The organism is Methanolobus psychrotolerans, assembly GCF_002243045.1.
Lineage (GTDB): Archaea > Halobacteriota > Methanosarcinia > Methanosarcinales > Methanosarcinaceae > Methanolobus > Methanolobus psychrotolerans.
In genome coordinates this window covers 1-15,951 of sequence record NZ_MBKP01000024.1, presented here as the reverse complement: position 1 = coordinate 15,951, position 15,951 = coordinate 1, and the positions used below count along the sequence as shown (strand labels likewise).

General features: G+C 39.7%; 19 protein-coding genes and 1 pseudogene. 12 read left to right on the top strand and 8 right to left on the bottom strand.

Going from position 1 to position 15,951, the window contains the following annotated elements; translation table 11 throughout:
• Window positions 1-72: 72 nt before the first annotated feature.
• Entirely contained in the window at window positions 73-2,121 is a 2,049-nt protein-coding gene (locus BB781_RS09300; protein ID WP_094228222.1) for a hydantoinase/oxoprolinase family protein, read from the top strand.
• A 34-nt stretch (window positions 2,122-2,155) separates the two neighbouring features.
• Here the strand turns inward: BB781_RS09300 and aroA are convergent, their stop codons facing one another.
• Window positions 2,156-3,433 carry a 3-phosphoshikimate 1-carboxyvinyltransferase gene (aroA, locus tag BB781_RS09295; protein WP_094228221.1) on the bottom strand — a complete coding sequence of 426 codons (1,278 nt, stop codon included), beginning with the start codon at window positions 3,431-3,433 and terminating at the stop codon, window positions 2,156-2,158.
• Between the two features lie 313 nt (window positions 3,434-3,746).
• Between aroA and BB781_RS09290 the strand changes: the two genes are divergently transcribed.
• On the top strand, window positions 3,747-4,181 hold the full coding sequence (locus tag BB781_RS09290) for a DUF488 domain-containing protein (protein WP_242492602.1): 435 nt from the start codon (window positions 3,747-3,749) through the stop codon (window positions 4,179-4,181).
• 21 nt (window positions 4,182-4,202) lie between these two features.
• Here BB781_RS09290 and htpX read toward each other — a convergent pair whose 3' ends face one another.
• The 4 genes from htpX to BB781_RS09270 form a co-directional block, all read right to left on the bottom strand.
• Window positions 4,203-5,060, bottom strand: a complete 858-nt coding sequence (htpX, locus tag BB781_RS09285) for a zinc metalloprotease HtpX (RefSeq protein WP_094228220.1) — start codon at window positions 5,058-5,060, stop codon at window positions 4,203-4,205.
• 194 nt (window positions 5,061-5,254) lie between these two features.
• The gene (locus BB781_RS09280) at window positions 5,255-5,521 is read right to left on the bottom strand and encodes a hypothetical protein (RefSeq protein WP_094228219.1); all 267 of its coding nucleotides are present in this window, start codon (window positions 5,519-5,521) and stop codon (window positions 5,255-5,257) included.
• A gap of 41 nt (window positions 5,522-5,562) precedes the next feature.
• On the bottom strand, window positions 5,563-6,945 hold the full coding sequence (locus BB781_RS09275) for a hypothetical protein (RefSeq protein WP_094228218.1): 1,383 nt from the start codon (window positions 6,943-6,945) through the stop codon (window positions 5,563-5,565).
• A gap of 159 nt (window positions 6,946-7,104) precedes the next feature.
• Window positions 7,105-7,431 (bottom strand): hypothetical protein, encoded by a 327-nt coding sequence (locus tag BB781_RS09270; RefSeq protein ID WP_094228217.1) that lies wholly within the window; start codon window positions 7,429-7,431, stop codon window positions 7,105-7,107.
• A gap of 471 nt (window positions 7,432-7,902) precedes the next feature.
• Here BB781_RS09270 and BB781_RS09265 point away from each other — a divergent pair, with 471 nt between their 5' ends.
• From BB781_RS09265 to BB781_RS16460, 8 genes are all read left to right on the top strand, one after another.
• Window positions 7,903-8,718, top strand: a complete 816-nt coding sequence (locus tag BB781_RS09265) for a helix-turn-helix transcriptional regulator (protein WP_242492601.1) — start codon at window positions 7,903-7,905, stop codon at window positions 8,716-8,718.
• A gap of 480 nt (window positions 8,719-9,198) precedes the next feature.
• Window positions 9,199-9,966, top strand: a complete 768-nt coding sequence (gene purC, locus BB781_RS09260; RefSeq protein WP_094228215.1) for a phosphoribosylaminoimidazolesuccinocarboxamide synthase — start codon at window positions 9,199-9,201, stop codon at window positions 9,964-9,966.
• Between the two features lie 30 nt (window positions 9,967-9,996).
• Entirely contained in the window at window positions 9,997-10,284 is a 288-nt protein-coding gene (locus BB781_RS09255) for an HTH domain-containing protein (RefSeq protein ID WP_094228214.1), read from the top strand.
• Between the two features lie 380 nt (window positions 10,285-10,664).
• Window positions 10,665-10,820 (top strand): cation:proton antiporter domain-containing protein, encoded by a 156-nt coding sequence (locus BB781_RS16135; protein ID WP_242492600.1) that lies wholly within the window; start codon window positions 10,665-10,667, stop codon window positions 10,818-10,820.
• Between the two features lie 9 nt (window positions 10,821-10,829).
• On the top strand, window positions 10,830-11,045 hold the full coding sequence (locus BB781_RS16130) for a hypothetical protein (protein ID WP_242492599.1): 216 nt from the start codon (window positions 10,830-10,832) through the stop codon (window positions 11,043-11,045).
• Entirely contained in the window at window positions 11,030-11,497 is a 468-nt protein-coding gene (locus BB781_RS16125) for a cation:proton antiporter domain-containing protein (protein ID WP_242492598.1), read from the top strand. Before BB781_RS16130 ends, BB781_RS16125 begins: the two co-directional genes overlap by 16 nt.
• 259 nt (window positions 11,498-11,756) lie before the next feature.
• The gene (locus tag BB781_RS09245) at window positions 11,757-12,632 is read left to right on the top strand and encodes an ion transporter (RefSeq protein ID WP_094228213.1); all 876 of its coding nucleotides are present in this window, start codon (window positions 11,757-11,759) and stop codon (window positions 12,630-12,632) included.
• Between the two features lie 24 nt (window positions 12,633-12,656).
• Window positions 12,657-12,893: a phosphoribosylaminoimidazolesuccinocarboxamide synthase gene (locus tag BB781_RS16460; protein ID WP_094228212.1), complete on the top strand. Its 237-nt coding sequence runs from the start codon at window positions 12,657-12,659 to the stop codon at window positions 12,891-12,893.
• A gap of 13 nt (window positions 12,894-12,906) precedes the next feature.
• On the opposite strand, the gene BB781_RS16410 is transcribed toward BB781_RS16460, so the two are convergent.
• Window positions 12,907-13,173, bottom strand: a complete 267-nt coding sequence (locus BB781_RS16410; protein WP_340637517.1) for an AIR carboxylase family protein — start codon at window positions 13,171-13,173, stop codon at window positions 12,907-12,909.
• Window positions 13,118-13,387, bottom strand: a complete 270-nt coding sequence (locus tag BB781_RS09235; RefSeq protein ID WP_340637516.1) for an AIR carboxylase family protein — start codon at window positions 13,385-13,387, stop codon at window positions 13,118-13,120. The genes BB781_RS16410 and BB781_RS09235 overlap by 56 nt, the downstream gene beginning before the upstream one ends.
• Window positions 13,388-13,551: 164 nt before the next feature.
• On the opposite strand from BB781_RS09235, the gene ppcA reads away from it, so the two are divergent.
• The gene (gene ppcA, locus BB781_RS09230) at window positions 13,552-14,265 is read left to right on the top strand and encodes a phosphoenolpyruvate carboxylase (RefSeq protein ID WP_094228211.1); all 714 of its coding nucleotides are present in this window, start codon (window positions 13,552-13,554) and stop codon (window positions 14,263-14,265) included.
• On the opposite strand, the pseudogene BB781_RS09225 reads toward ppcA, so the two are convergent.
• A pseudogene (locus tag BB781_RS09225) lies at window positions 14,215-15,586 on the bottom strand (IS4 family transposase). The gene ppcA and the pseudogene BB781_RS09225 sit on opposite strands and share 51 nt — an antisense overlap.
• Before the next feature lie 135 nt (window positions 15,587-15,721).
• Between BB781_RS09225 and tnpA the strand changes: the two are divergent.
• A partial coding sequence (gene tnpA / locus BB781_RS09220) for an IS200/IS605 family transposase (protein ID WP_129582676.1) occupies window positions 15,722-15,951 on the top strand: 230 nt, incomplete at its 3' end.

Genomic DNA, 15,951 nt, shown 5'->3' with positions numbered 1-15,951 from the left:
AAATATTGCAAAACCATTTATTTTTACATTATCACTATTATCTTTAATTTTGTTTTCAAGGAGTGAACCAAAATGCAATACAGTCTGGGCATTGATGCCGGAGGAACTTTCACAGACGGGGTCATTATCCGTGATTCGGATGGCGTGATACTGGATGCTACTAAAGTGCTTACTACGTATCCAGACCCAATAGGTGGAATTAAAAAAGTAATAGACTCGCTGAACCCTGATTATGTCAGAGACGTAAAACTAGTTTCAGTTTCAACCACTCTATCTACTAATACAATTCTTGAGGATACAGGTTTTCCAGTCGGTGTAATCCTTGTTGGCGACTACGTGATTCCTGCAGAGGGGTTCCCTGCCAAATACTATGTCAGGCTCAGCGGCGGCCATACCAGCAATGGTGAAGAAGCTGCCCCCCTTGATGAAGAAGGAGTAAAACTTTTTGCCCTTGATGTGAAGGACCAGGTTGCGGCATTCTCGGTATCTTCTTTTTTCAGTAACCGTAATTCTGAGCATGAACTCCGTGTAAAACACATTATCCGCGAACTTACAGGACTGCCTGTTGTGTGCGGGCACGAGCTTTCCCAGGAAGTAGGTGCATATGACAGGGCCATAACCGCATATCTTAATGCACAGCTCCTGCCTATCACACATAAATTCATCCAGTCCATCATGCAAGACATAAAATCAAGGGGTATCGATGCAAATCTCCTTATGCTCAAATGTGACGGCTCGGTGGTTGGCATGGAAGAGGCATTGGAGCGCCCCATTGAATCAATATTTTCCGGACCTGCTGCAAGTCTTGTAGGTGCGGCCTTCCTCACAAAATATGATACATGCGTCATGGTGGATGTAGGGGGTACAAGTACGGATGTTGCCCTTATCAGGAACGGTGTTCCAGAGCTGAGTGACCAGGGAGCTGTGGTAGGTGGCTGGAAGACCATGGTGAAAGCCATAAGAATGGAAACCTCTGCAACAGGTGGTGACAGTCACGTATGGGTCCAGGAGCAAAAGTTTTTCATAGGGCCAAGAAGAGTGATACCTCTTTGCCGCGCTGCTGTTGAATATACAGGTTTCCTTGAAAGGATTAAAGAATGTAAATCCCCTTCCAGAAAACTTCTGTGTGAGAATGTCCAGCCAACCAAATTCTTTGTCCGCACCGGAGCCACGTCTCTTGAACTTACAAGGACAGAAGAAGAGATATATGATGTAATTCAGGGGATGCCTCTTTCGTATGTGGATATATTCCAGCGCCTGAAGAAACAGCCAAGTGTCCGTGCTCTTGACAGTCTCATACAGAAACGTCTGGTACAATCCATTGGTTTCACTCCCACCGATGCTCTTCATGTGCTTGGTGATTTCAGGCAGTGGGAAACCGAAGCATCTGTGATAGGTGCTGAAAGGCTTGCCAAACAGCTAAGGATCAGCAAGGAAGAAGTCTGTTCCATGGTAAAACAAAAAGTTGCAAGGAACATGGCATCAGATCTTGTTTCTTATCTTGTAGAAGGCATCCCTGGATCAGTTGTTGACAGGATGCTTTCCGGGGAGAATTTTACCCGCTTTAAAGTTGAGACTCCTGTTGTATTGCTCGGTGGTCCCGTAGTTGCCTATAAAGAAGAGATGGAAAAGCTGATAGATGCCAGCATAGTTGTTCCCGAACATGCCAACGTAGGCAATGCTGTAGGCTCTCTTGTAGGTAAAGGCATCAAGCGTGTAGAGATACTTATAAAGAGGGACTTTGCTCCGATAACAGGGGAGAACATCACAGATGAGGAATTAAAGACTGTTAAAGAAGTTATCAGGTACTTTGTTTTCTCGCCTGGGAACCGATCTGTATTCCCTCAGTACATGGATGCATATGAGTTTGCCAGAGAAACGGGTAAAGAACTTATAATGGATTACATGAGGGCTGCAGGCTACTCCAAAGACGAGGTAGAGATAGAAGTAACCAAAAAGGACCTTATGATAAGGGAAGGCGAAGAACCGGTTGAGAGTAAGGTCATTGTGGTTGGGATTGGTACGTCCAAACTGGTAGTGGAAAAAGACGTAATTCCTGACTACATGCATAAAAAAGCTATCAGCAGCAGATCTGCAGAAAATTCTTATTCGGGAAAATAACAGGGAAGTGATCTTCCCTATTGTTCTTATTTTATCAGAAAAGAGTTACCTTTGCTCCAAGAGAAATCATTTCCTCAAAGAAGTTGGGGAAAGATATCTCCACGGATTCAGCAGTATCTATTGTTGTGTCTCCGGCTACCATTCCGGCAATTGTGAGTGCCATCACTATCCTGTGGTCATGCCATCCGTGCAGTTCAGCACCTTGCAATGTACCACCAGTAATAATCAGCTGGTCCGGTTCTTCTTTGACAGATATGCCCATCTTGGCCAGTTCAAGTGCCATTGCGTGCAGCCTATCAGTTTCCTTGTAACGCACATGTTCTGCATTCTCTATTACCGTAACACCTTCAGCACATGCTGCAAGTACGGCAATTGTAGGCACAAGATCAGGTGTTGCTCCGGCATCGAAAGTTGTTCCTTTAAGGCCGTTTCCTGTAACCTTTACTACTCCATTCCCCTTATCCCATGAGATTTCCGCGCCCATACGTTCAAGGACGTCGATTATATCCACATCTCCCTGTTTTGAAGGGAAAAGATTCTTCACGATAACTGTTGACCCTGTTAGTGCTGCGGCAGCCAGCAGGTAGGAAGCTGATGAAAAGTCACCGGGGACCGTATACTCTTTTAAGTTATATCTTTGGTTAGCGGGGATCATGAATTTAGTAGTATTACCTTCCTCCACAAGTATCTCACCGCCTGCCATCCCAATCAACTCAATGGTAACATCAACATAAGGCCTTGACTTCATTTCTCCTTTGAGGGAAAGGGTTGTGCTTTGGGTTGTAAGAGGACACGCAATAAGAAGCGAGGAAATGAACTGTGAGCTTATTGAGCCATCTATCATTGTACTGCCGCCTTTGAGTCCTCCGCGCACTACAAGAGGAGCACATCCATTACCACGGGTAGAATATGCTTCTACTCCAAGTTTGTTCAATACATCCAGAAGCGGCTGGTTTGGCCTGTTCCTTATGGAGTTGTCCCCTGTAAGCACAGTCACTCCGTTTGTAAGTGCTGAAATGGCCGTCATGAAACGCAGAGTGGTTCCTGAGTTTGCAACATCTATCACATCACCGGGGACAAAAGGTTTGCCATTTATTCCTCTTATGTACAGCTTTCCTTCTGACTTTTCAATACATGCTCCAAATGCCTCACATGCACGTATTGTTGCAAGGGTATCTGCTGACATAAGAGGGCGATGGATCACACATTCATCCGACAGGGCGGCAATTGTGATTGCCCGGTGGGTATAACTTTTAGATGGTGGTGCAAATACTTCACCATTGATCTTCGAAGTGCTGACAGATACTTTCATTTTATCCTCTTTATACAGATTTGAATAAGATGTGATGACTTGATGTATTCCAAATGCCGTTCCCAATATGTTTCTTAAAGGATGTACATTTTAGTTTGAACAAAACTAATATGAATTCTCCCATATGCTATAATTATGGACAAGATGGCCTTTCTCAGTGATATTCTTATCGATTAGCAGGGGCAATGTTTTGATGCTGTGGGATGTGCTCTGTAAGTTCTTTATGAGTTATTCTATCAGACTCCCGGATTAACACTTCAATGTCAAATTAAAATAACACTTCTTACATTACCTATCATAGATGGTGAGAAGAATGAAGTGCTACACGATAGGATATGGAAACCGTCAGCCTGACGATTTCATAAGTATGCTCATTGAGAACAAAGTGAATTATCTTGTGGATATACGAAGATATCCGCAGTCTACATTCAAGGACTACAATAAGGAGTCACTTGAGTCGATTCTCCCAAAGAACGGAATCATCTATTCTCATTGTGAAGGCGTAGGAGGGATGCGTGATTCTAATTATGCCGAGTATATGGGGACTGATATTTTCAAGAATAGTCTGGAAAAACTTATGAACCTTATCAGAAAAGTAAATGAAGAAAATGGCAGAATAGTACTAATGTGTGCGGAAAAAAGTCCGAAAGGTTGTCATAGGCAGTATCTTTCTATAAAACTGGAAGAAAATGATGTGGAGGTCGTCCACCTCGTAGAACGTGGACAGACGAGCCTCTTTAATTTTTAATTGTTAATCAATTATCACTGTTCACATCGCCTTCAGACGTCTGACACGCTCTTCTGTCACAGGGTGTGTCCTGAACAGGTTCATAATGGCATTGCCTTTTAGGGGGTTGACTATGAACATGTGTGCAGTTGCTTCTGAAGGACGCACATCGCCTCTTCGCTGTGAGTAATGGGTACTGCCATACTCCAGTTTCTCAAGTGCGCTTGCCAGGGCCCAGGGTTTCTGTGAGATACGTGCACCTTCTTCATCAGCGGCAAACTCCCTTGATCTTGAAATGGCAAGCTGTATGATGGTTGCCGCAAGTGGGGCCACAATTGCCAGTGCGATGAATCCGATAATACTATTCCCGCCATCATCGTCTCTTCCGCCGAATCCTCCGAATATGGCTGCCCACTGAACCCATGTGGCTATCATAGTGATAACACCTGCAATGGTTGCAGCAACAGCACTTATCAGTGTGTCACGGTTCTTTACGTGTGCAAGCTCGTGGGCCAGCACACCTTCAATTTCTTCGGGTGTAAGAATCTCAAGAATCCCTGTGGTTGCAGCAACAGCTGCATGCTGTGGATCCCTGCCGGTTGCAAATGCATTTGGCATGGAAGTTTTCACAATATAGACTTTTGGCATTGGCAGATTTGCACGCATTGCCAGCTTCTGCACTATCCCATAGAGCTGCGGAGCCTCAGCAGCGGTTACTTCCTGTGCATGGTACATCTTCAGGACTATCTTATCACTATACCAGTAGCTTCCAAAGTTTAAGACAATTGCAAATAAAAATGCAATGATCATTCCCGACATCCCGCCGATCATACGGCCTACAATGACCAGAAGACCGGTAAGGGAGGCAAGTAACAAAGTTGTTTTGAGCATATTTCCCATAATTTTCCTCTTAGATATGGTGTCATTTCTAAGTGTCAATATGTGGTTTGTTCTTCTATAAAAAGATTGTCTACATATTTTATGTATAGTCCCCATGAGATAATAACCGGGATTGCACCGAACTTAAAAAAATGATCCTGACCCATATGGCGACTGTAAAAAATAAAACTAAAAAAAATATGAATGAACATCATTCATATGTCTTCGATTACGATATCTTCTGCGAGGTCCATTTCAGCGATCAGTGCTTCAAGCTCTGCAAGCTCACTTTCCAGATCCTCGATCTCAGTATCAGTAATGCCCACCATTTCTTCACTAAGGGCCTCATCTGCAACACTTACTTCCTGCATGGTATCATTCGTCACTGCTTCCTCTTCATTTGTATCTTTGTCAGCACATCCGGAAAACAGAACACAGAAGAGCAGGACAGCGATGATGACGATATTTCTTAATGTTGTCATTTCACATCAACTCCTATATCGCTTCTCATTTTCTGATACCTTCAGATCGAAGTTGCATTCACATCTTCAGATGTGCTGTCATCTTCCTCTTCAGTTTCTTCTTCTGGAGTGTCTTCTGATTCCTCTTCATCCTCAGAGTCATCGTCTATGTAGCGGCTTACCCACTCGCCATCTTCTCCGTCAACATCATATGTTCCTTCTCCGGAAAGTACTGCAGTACCTGTTCCATAGACTGTGAATTCTATATCAGAACCCTGGAGCATGACTGTAAGGCGGCTTCCTTCAATGTATACATCACCGGTTAGGTCCATAAAGACAAATGCACGGTTGTTGTCGGTACTGTTGCCGGAATCTATGTTTGAAGTCTCATACACTGCATTATTTACATCTACCTCTGCATTGCCTGCAAGATCTTTTATGACAAGTTTAGCGTAATCGTTAGCTGTGATATTTATATGAACATCACCTGAGATAACAGCTGTACCATTACCTTCGGCTGCCAGTGAGCTATTTCCTGTGAGCACAACCACTCCTTCTCTCTGCTGCTTGAGTTCCTTGAGCATATTCCTGAGAATGGCATTTGCATCTCTGATGTCCTCTCCAGCCTCTACAAGATACCTGTTTGCTTCCCGGATATTCTCTTCGTTACTGCCATTTCCGTACATGTAGATGTTTCTTGCCTGTTCCTGCTTTTCTCTAGCATCAGCTATGAGTCCCTCGTATTCGGCAAGCATTTCCTCAAGATCATCTACATCTTCACCATTTTGTTTCATAGTCGCAATCTCATTCTGAAGACGTACTATGAGTGATTCTGATGTCTTAAGAACTGCATTGATCTTATTGTCAATGGCTTTCCCTGTAGTGACAACGCGGTCCTTGCGTGCATCATTCCATATACTTCTGATGTTCTTTGCAGCATCTGCAAGTTCCTTTCTGGTCTCTGCATCTTTTAAGCTATCTCTTTCCTCTTCCAAAGCCTCTATGTAATCTGCATCATCTTCCTCATCAAGGAGTGAGATCATATAATCGATAGAACTATTGAGGTAGTCCTTGGTAGTGTTAATAGCTTCCTCAGAATCCAGATTTGGATTTTTGGACTTTATATTGGAAAACTTGATCTTTGCATCCTTATAATCAGATGCAGCATTCATACTTTCAGTCCTCTTTCTGGTCGCATCTTCTGATGCGTTATCCATTATTCTGTCACGACCCCTATCATAGGTGGGTGTCGTGTCATCATCAGGATCATCTTCAACATCGCTGTTGTCAGTAGCCAAGTTGCCATTTCCATTGTTGCCAGTCACTACTTTAACATCATTGTTCTTTGCATTGTCAGACGCTGCCAGCGCTCCAGCCGAAAGAACACTTATCAGCATTAGTACTGCGGCAAAGTATGCAAAAATTCTCAATCCTTGTTTTTCCATAAGATCACCCCACGTTATCTTTTAATTTTTTCTCTTTGTCAATTTGTTTTGTTGTTATGTTGATATAATAAATGAAAGTGATAAAGATTATGATATACAACAAATAAAAATATCCGGCTATTTATTAGCCGAATTTATCTTTAATTTGTTAATACCTTCTTATTCCTGGCATGAACCATTTCTTAGCTTCTGGTGAAGTCTATCTGGTACTCCATCACCCTGACAGTTGTCGCAGATACCGTCACCATCTTCGTCTACGAAACTGTCACAAACACCATCTCCATCACAGTTGCTGCTATCACATACCCCAGTAACCATGCCACCGGCATTGATGCCTGCTCTTGTCTGTGTTCTTAATGCATCTTCAGGTACACCTGTACAATCTTGATCTCTGTCTCTTTGCTGATCTGCTGCCATAGCAGTTATTGTAAATAAACTGACAAGCATAATGGCCACAGCAATCAATGTAAATGCTCTTATTTTCAAATTATTTTCTCCTATTTTCTTATTGTAGGTATTATAGATGTAAGCCAGGCAATACTTGGTTGGTGGTGCGCTCAGCTTACACCTGCAATTCCCTGATTGGCAAAGCCGGATATAAGCATACTTTACTTTATGGGATCTTTAAGCATACTTTATGGTATAAAGGAGTCTTTGAAAGATTTATTTAACTTGATAAAGCTTTATCAGGCTTTAGAGTAACTATGGAGATGACTTGTGTTTTAGATTAATTAGTATAAGTCATGTTTTCGCTCTAAGTGCCTTCTTAGCAACTGATTTATTGTGTGGCCCCCTATTTCCTCTGCTGCAGTTTTCTTTGCTACAGTTTCATTCTTTAATGATTTGTGTTTAGGCTTTAAGGTTAAAACTTAAAAGGGCTTTAATTGCTTGATGGTATGTTATTTTGTTTGATTGTAAGTAACTATTATATGGGTGTACTTAGTAAATATACATCCTGTGTTAATCAAAAAAATGGCCCTGCTTGGTGTAATCTGCCTCATATTACTTGGAGGGGTGCAATTTTCAAATGCCACAGAGGTAGCAACTATCCATGGTGCGGTGTATGAGTGGGATTCATTTGATCCTCTTGAGGATGTTATTATTGAGGTTAATTCCACGCCTTCCCAGTCCATGCTTGCAAAATACGGCATATATTCTTTTAATCTGGAGCCAGGGGATTATCTTATATCTGCCAGTTTTTACAGTTCTAATAATCTGGTTGCATACACAGAAGAAGAAATTACGGTCACTGGTGATGGTGACTATGTACTGGACCTTATTTTGCTTCCAGTATACTATGATTCTCTGGGTGAAAATGAGTTTGAGGAACTTGATGAGATCGCAAGCTTTTCAGATGAGGATGATGAGCAGGATCCCAGTCCCTTTTCTCTGGGCATGATTGGTATTCTTTTCATTCTTGTGATACTATCCGCAGGAGTCTATTATATTGTGAAACAACGCAGTGGCAAGTCTACTTTAAGTTATGGAAGCAGCCATATCTCTAACGAAGAGTTTGATCCGATAATGCCGGCAGATATGTGGCAGGGATTGCCAGATGATCTAAGAGAAGTAATAAGTATCATTTCAAAGAATGATGGCCGAATCACTCAGAAGGAACTGCGTGCAAAGGTCAGACATTCCGAAGCCAAGGTCAGCCTTATGGTGTCTGATCTTGAGAGCCGTGGCATCGTCCGGAAATTCAAGAAAGGTCGGGGTAATGTGATAATTCTTGAGGAAAGTAAAGATGAGGAAGATCTAAATCAAAATGTATAACTGCATTTAAAGAATAAAGAGGAAAATACACATCAAAAGTATGATATGGAACTTTCCCTTTGCCATATGTTCTACTACCCCGAGTCATGTCAGCATTTCATCAATCCTGCACTCAACTTCACTCATTCCCTCGCACCAATATACAGTCACATTCGTTCCTTATCTAATTAGCTTCAGTCTGAACTATCTCATCTGATACTACACAAAGGAAGTAGAAAACCCATCCATCATGAGCTTACGCCAGATGATATGAAACAAATCATCAATATTTCTTGAGTCATTGTGTCCAGGTACATAATTTAGCAATATACTTTTTGGTTTGTAGAAAACTATTAAAATCACCCTATATGGACTAAAATATATTCCAATATCATGCAACACATCACATAATATTTATTGATAGTTATAAAAATACACCCGATTCAAATATATGATAAAATATGATAAAATATTTAAATTATGAGTCTGATTTAATAGAGTATGCAACAAGAAAAAACAGCATACATTTTTTCTGGGAAGGCCAAGGATATTTATGAAAAATCCATCGATACTCTCCTTTTTGAGTTTACTGATAGAGTAACTGCCTTTGACGGTAAAAAGAAATCAGAATATCACAAAAAAGGTGAAATTACTTGTAGGTTGGCAGAATATTGGTTTAAGATATTAGAATATAATGACATACCTACACATTACATTGAATGTCCAACATCAACAAGTATGATTGTTAAGCGCCTGGACATAATACCTGTAGAAGTAATTTGGAGAAATTTCGTGGCAGGATCCCTCTTACGGCGTTATGAAGTAGGAGATATAATGCTTCCGGAAGGTGCGAAACCAATCGAAGGTTCAGCGATACCCAATGGAATGATTGAATTCACGACAAAATTTGAAGCTGTGGACAGGCCTGTAAATATAGATGAAATAATATCCAATGGCTGGCTAAACAAAGAAGAAATAAAAACTATAACTAACATAACAAAAAACATTAATGAAATATTGGTCCAGGAACTGGCTAACAGTAACATAATATTAGCAGACTTTAAAGTGGAGTATGGACGGACTTCTAGTGGCGAAATAATTCTTGCAGATGAAGTGGGAACTCCAGATGGATGTCGCTTTTGGAAAATGGAAGAATTTGAAAAGGGGGTTATAAAAAGCCTCGATAAAGATGTGTTCAGGAAGAATATTGGTGATCTGAGCCTTGCATATAGGGAAATTTTTAACAAAATCCAAAAGACAAATATATGATATTGAAAACTCACATTTGAAGGTATCACAATGCAAGATCCGAAAGAGAATTCAATTGATGAGCTGCTTATATGGCTAATAACTGTTGATCGACGTCTTATTCTTATGAAATCTATGCGAAGTCATAATGTTATCACAGCTTCAGATATTGCTCATGAAACGAACAGGTCAACTCAAAATATCAGCCGTGCTTTGAAAGAACTGGAATATAAAAATTTAATTGTGTGTTTAACCCCCGATAAGTCAACATGGAAGAAATATATTGTAACTGATCTCGGGAAGAAAGTATTGCAGAAAATGGAAGATAAATATTTTTAATCACAAATATGCGTTGATTATTGCAGAGAATGAGCATATTCCCATCAATCCCTCTACATGAGTCTGTATTGATCTTTGCGTTGTCGATGCTTATTTTCCTTATAGCACCTCTTCTATTCAAATAACTAAGATTACCGGGGATAATGTGTAATTCTTGCCGGTGCATTAATCCTGAGTTCCCAAGTTTTAAGCGCATATCAGCAGGAGATGCAAATAGAAAACGCCACTAGAATTTGATTTTTACTTCTTGCCAAACGGAATAATGTTGTAAAATATAAGCACATATTTCCGCATCAAGAGACGCGTATGCGCCTAAAAAGGCGGAAGTCAGGATTAATCGGTCCCAATGCTTTGCATATACTTGAGAGGGAGAGACCATTGTGCTTCTTGGCGAAATTGGTCTTGTTTACCTGATGTTTATAGCAGGACTGGAGATAAATATTAACAAGTTCATTGAGAAGATAGATCGGAGCCTGGTCTTTGTCTTTGGTACATTATCATTTTTAATTCCACAGGTTGCAGGGACGGCTGCATGATATTAAGTATTGGGTCTGTCTTTCACTGAAGCCCTCCTTTTCGCTTCCGTATTTGCTTCACAAACCTTACTTACATGTTCGGTTATCAAGAAGCTTGGTATTGTCAACAATGAGGACATTACTGCTGCAATTGGGGCTACTTTACTTACTGATACACTGACCCTGATGGTCCTGGCTGTTGTGGTTTCTTCACTGAGGGGAGGCTTGATATGTTCTTCTGGATGAAGTTGCTTTTCGGGTTGGTCGTTTTCTTTGTAGGATCGTTGTTTATTGTTCCTCGTATTGCACGATGGTTTTTCAGTAAACTTACAGATGAGAGTTATTTTGAATTTCTTTTTGTGTTGGCTATAGCGTTTATACTTGCATATCTTGCAGAAATTGCCGGGAACGAACCTATTATTGGGTCTTTCCTTGCCAGCCTTCTGCTTAACCGTCTAATTCCAAATACCATTCCTCCCATGAATAGAATAGAGTTTGCCGGAAACGTACTGTTCATACCTTTTTTCCTTCTTTCAGTGGGAATACTTACAAATATTCATCCTTTCTTTGAAGGGGGAAATCAGCTCATCTTGGGATTCTGGATGATAGGCGCTACGATCATTGCCAAGTTTGGAGCTGCATGGATTGCAGGAAAAAAGTACCATTATAGCAAGGACCAAACAATGACCATTTTATGACAATATATGACGATATATGACAATATTTTTAAACTTTGAGTTGCATCAAACTGCCATGGTAAAAATAACATGGAATATGCATAATCAGGAAAAGCAAAGGAGATTTATGAAACAGCTGCCTGCAATATGATCTTTTACTGGCCAGGTAAACATCTTTGTGGAGCAGAAAAAGGAAAAATACTGATTCCACAGATAATTGTTCTGCCCCTCAAATAAATAAATAAATAAATAAATAAATCATTGCAAATATTGGGATAAAATGGTAACATTCGACAACCTTAAGAAAATAGTCACTCACAAATATTTTGAAGTGTTTATAATATCTATTATCATTTTAGCAGGAATATTGGTTGGGGTGCAGACTTATCCTGATTTCTCTGCAAAGCACCATGATCTTATCACAGCCCTTGACACATTAATTATAATAATATTCGTAATTGAGGCAATACTCAAAATTGCTTCTGAAATGCCACGCCCTCTTCAGTATTTCAAAAACTCTTGGAACGTATTTGATTTTATAATTGTCGTAGGCGTCCTTCTCCCGTTGGGAGGCTCATTTTTACCGGTGTTAAGGCTTTTAAGAGTCTTACGGGTTTTTAGACTTATCACAACAATACCTAAGATGAGATTAATTGTAGGGGCCCTATTAAAAAGTATTCCTTCCATGATCCATGTTTTTCTGTTGCTTGGAATTATTTTTTATATCTATGCAGTGATGGCAACCTTTGCATTTTCAGAAAATGATCCAATTCATTTTGAAAATTTGCAAACATCTTTGCTGACACTCTTTCGAATGGTCACTTTTGAAGACTGGACCGATGTCATGTATATTAACATGTATGGATGCGATCAATATGGATATGAAGGCGCAAGATTGGAATGCACGAATCCATCCGCATCTCCTATTGGAGCAGCATTATTTTTCACATCCTTTGTATTAATTGGTGGATTAATAGTTCTTAATTTTGCAATCGGAGTGGTCATTAATAGTATGGATGAGATGAAAGAAGAAATGGTGAATGAATATCCTGCCTATAATAAATTGGCTGAAAAAGGAAAGCAGGAAAATATCATTGATCGCCTCAATAAAATGGATGAAAAATTAGATGCCCTGCTTAATGACCGATCACCATAAAAAAATACAGGTGGCTGCTAAAGCATTGGTATTACAAAGAATATCTATGGATACTCAAATGAAACACTTCTTTTTGAATTCAATGATAGAGTAACTGTCTTTGACGGTAAAAAGAAATCAGAATATCACGAAAAGGGTGAAATTACTTGTAAGTTGGCAGAATATTGGTTTAAGATACTAGAACGTAATGACATACCTAAGAATTACATTGAATGTCCAACATCAACAACTATGATTGTTAAGCGCCTGGACATAATTTAGAAAACGCTGGAATTTATTCAAATAAGCTTAGAGCATCCCTTTCTACTTTTTCAGCAAGTTCTCTTCTATAATCTGCCAACTTTATCTCCAATTCCTTGTTATTAATTGCCATTGTTTGAACGGCTAGAATTCCTGCGTTGTCTCCTCTTCCAATCCCCACACATGCAACTGGAATACCTGGAGGCATCTGAACAATAGAGAGCAGAGAATCATTTCCGTCAAGTTCAGCATTTACAGGAACTCCGATAACTGGTTTTGTCGTGTGTGCTTGCCACCACACCAGGAAGATGTGCTGCGAGCCCTGCGACAGCTATGAAGATCTTTACATCATTTTCATGAGCTTCTTGGATTATCTCAATTACTCTGCTGGGTGTTCTGTGTGCTGATGCGACTGTAATTGCATATTCAACATCGAATTTATCAAAAATTTCAATCGTCTTTTTGGCTACATCTCTATCTGATTTGCTTCCGAGTATTACTGTTACATCAGTCATCGGTTCACCTTTTTTATTTATTAATATGAAAGTATATTTAAATATATGACAATATATTTAAACAGATTGATGTTCTCATCTGTCATAAACCACGCACAATACTCATATATTCCCATAATTTTAAATAATTTGTCATATTTATTCATATTAGGTGTGATTCAAATATGACATTAAATATTGATTTTCCAAAAGTGATGTGTACACAGCATCCGGATTCAGTGTCAAAGTACATCTCAACCCAGGAAGAGATTACAGAATCCGTTGAAGCTATCACAAAATATGGTTGCGATGAATACATGCCTGACTATGAGGGGAAGACCACACCATATCATCAAAATGTTCAGATTGTATCAAAGATCATTGAAGAAACCGGACTTATTCCTGGTAAGGATGCATTCATTACCCCCAGAGCACCAAGCGCAGTTCACGAAAACAGATTCAGACAACTTATGGTTATGATGTCTGTTGCTGAAGCTAACTATAATGCCTATGAATATTCAGATTTTCAGGCAATCTCTGAATTGGTACATCCCATGACAAGTACAATTAAAGAGATCGTAGAGGCACAGCAACATATGATAGACGTAAGTGAATTGGCAAAAAAAGAGTTCAATTTCGAAATGGAACCTCCGCATATAATACCTTTAATTGAAGATGTACCATGTCTTCTGAATGCAAAAGATATTATTTCCAATGCAATCCTTGGCTGCCAGGATCAGCTAAATGATAAATTTGAAAAGTACAGAATATTTATTGGAAAATCTGATTCTGCATTGACATTTGGTCATGTTGCTAGCACCCTTTCGTGTAAATACATGTGTCATCGGTTAAGCCCACCATTCATCTCTAAATCGTTGTCTATTGACATGTGGATCTAGTGCTTGACTCGAATATACTTCCATAAACATCTCAAGTGACATTTCTATTCCACAATATTTTAAAATTGATCGAAGTTGATCATTAGCATTCTCTGAGAATATCGTGCTCCATCGCAGTTGTGTATACCTTAACTTCATCTCTTTTTCATTGTGGCTTCTTACAATTGTGTATATCCTTCTACTAACAATGAGTGTCAGTATTGCTATCCATATGTATGCTTCAACAATATTCTGATTGGTTGTATTTACAACATCCATTGCATACCTGCTTTTGAGTTCCTTGAATACCAATTCAATATCCCATCTGGCTCCATAGAGTTTTGCAATGTCTTCTGAATCCAGTACATCCGATGAAATGTTTGTGATGTATGTGTGATATTCCTCTGTCTCTTTATTCATTATCGCAATCAATCGGAACTTTTCAGTATCGTTTTTCTGCTTGCCGTTATAGCTTCGACGTTTAAAAGAAATTTCCACATCTACATCAAGAACCTGTCTTTTCAGATGTGGTAAAACTTCACTTATACATTTTCCCTTGACATCGATACTTCGGCCTCTATGGATACTGTTAACGTTGACAATCAGTGGATCAGCGTTTTTCTTCAATCTGGACACAAAATAACCACCGTTATCCTGTATCCTTGCAAATAGTTGATGCTTATAGAATCCAAGATCAATGAGGAGGATTCTATTCTTGATCCATGGTCCCATATGCAATGTCTTCAATTCATTAGTGCTTTCAGCATAGAGAGCTACATTTTTCGGTCCATTGGCTACTGCACTAACCAGTAATCCTACTTTTACACCTGCAGCTATTGTTCTTGTCCGTGCTGCAGGCCATTTTTCAGATAATGAGCTATGTAGACGAACAATGCTGCTATCTTGGATAAGTACATCTTCAAATTGAGAGAGTTTCTCTGATAGATGTTTGTTCTGTTCTTGAGCAAGTTGTTCGATCCCATGCATAACACATTATCATGGGTGCTCTATTGCCAACAACTATGAAATGTTCTTGAGCAAGTTATTCGATCCCATGCATAACACAAGCTCTCAGAAATGCTACCAGTTCAAGAGTAAAACGTTCATACCAGCTACCATCACTTAATTTCTGAGTAGCTGCTTTTTCATAACTACGTTTCAGACTGGCCAAAGTGTGTTGAAGCCGAACACCAAATCCCAAGGTCAGAACCCAAAACATTATCACATGATCGATTTTTCGTTCCCGTTTGACAAGACCTGTTTCGTGAGCAGTTTGGCGTAGCCAATCAGGAGAGAAAATACTACAAAGGTTTTTCTCAATAATTTGTGGATCGTTTGTCATTGTTGTCCCCTCAGACAATAAAATAAAGGCAGTCGAGTATATAAATATCTAAGCTTGGGATAGAATCCCAGTAGGAATCGCTGATATTAGAAAAACAGCATCATGAAAATCGTTTTATTTCTTAACCGATGACACATGAAGTATCATATTGTATGGTGTACTAAATATCGAAAACAGGTTATGAACGATGAATTAAAGGAATTTCTTGATGACCAAATAAGAACAATTGCTGATTCTGAGGAATGGGAAATTCTTGAACTTGAAGTCATGCCTGAACATATCCATCTTTTCATATCTACACAACCATTCATAGCACCTACTGATATTGTTAAGATTATGAAAGGAGTTACTGCAAAGAGAGTGTT

Coding starts and splice junctions, on each gene's coding strand:
- BB781_RS09300 (WP_094228222.1), top strand. CDS start 73: ATGCAATACAGTCTGGGCATTGATGCCGGAGGAACTTTCACAGACGGG.
- aroA (WP_094228221.1), bottom strand. CDS start 3,433: ATGAAAGTATCTGTCAGCACTTCGAAGATCAATGGTGAAGTATTTGCA.
- BB781_RS09290 (WP_242492602.1), top strand. CDS start 3,747: ATGAAGTGCTACACGATAGGATATGGAAACCGTCAGCCTGACGATTTC.
- htpX (WP_094228220.1), bottom strand. CDS start 5,060: ATGGGAAATATGCTCAAAACAACTTTGTTACTTGCCTCCCTTACCGGT.
- BB781_RS09280 (WP_094228219.1), bottom strand. CDS start 5,521: ATGACAACATTAAGAAATATCGTCATCATCGCTGTCCTGCTCTTCTGT.
- BB781_RS09275 (WP_094228218.1), bottom strand. CDS start 6,945: ATGGAAAAACAAGGATTGAGAATTTTTGCATACTTTGCCGCAGTACTA.
- purC (WP_094228215.1), top strand. CDS start 9,199: ATGCAACAAGAAAAAACAGCATACATTTTTTCTGGGAAGGCCAAGGAT.
- BB781_RS09255 (WP_094228214.1), top strand. CDS start 9,997: ATGCAAGATCCGAAAGAGAATTCAATTGATGAGCTGCTTATATGGCTA.
- BB781_RS16125 (WP_242492598.1), top strand. CDS start 11,030: ATGTTCTTCTGGATGAAGTTGCTTTTCGGGTTGGTCGTTTTCTTTGTA.
- BB781_RS09245 (WP_094228213.1), top strand. CDS start 11,757: ATGGTAACATTCGACAACCTTAAGAAAATAGTCACTCACAAATATTTT.
- BB781_RS09235 (WP_340637516.1), bottom strand. CDS start 13,387: ATGACTGATGTAACAGTAATACTCGGAAGCAAATCAGATAGAGATGTA.
- ppcA (WP_094228211.1), top strand. CDS start 13,552: ATGACATTAAATATTGATTTTCCAAAAGTGATGTGTACACAGCATCCG.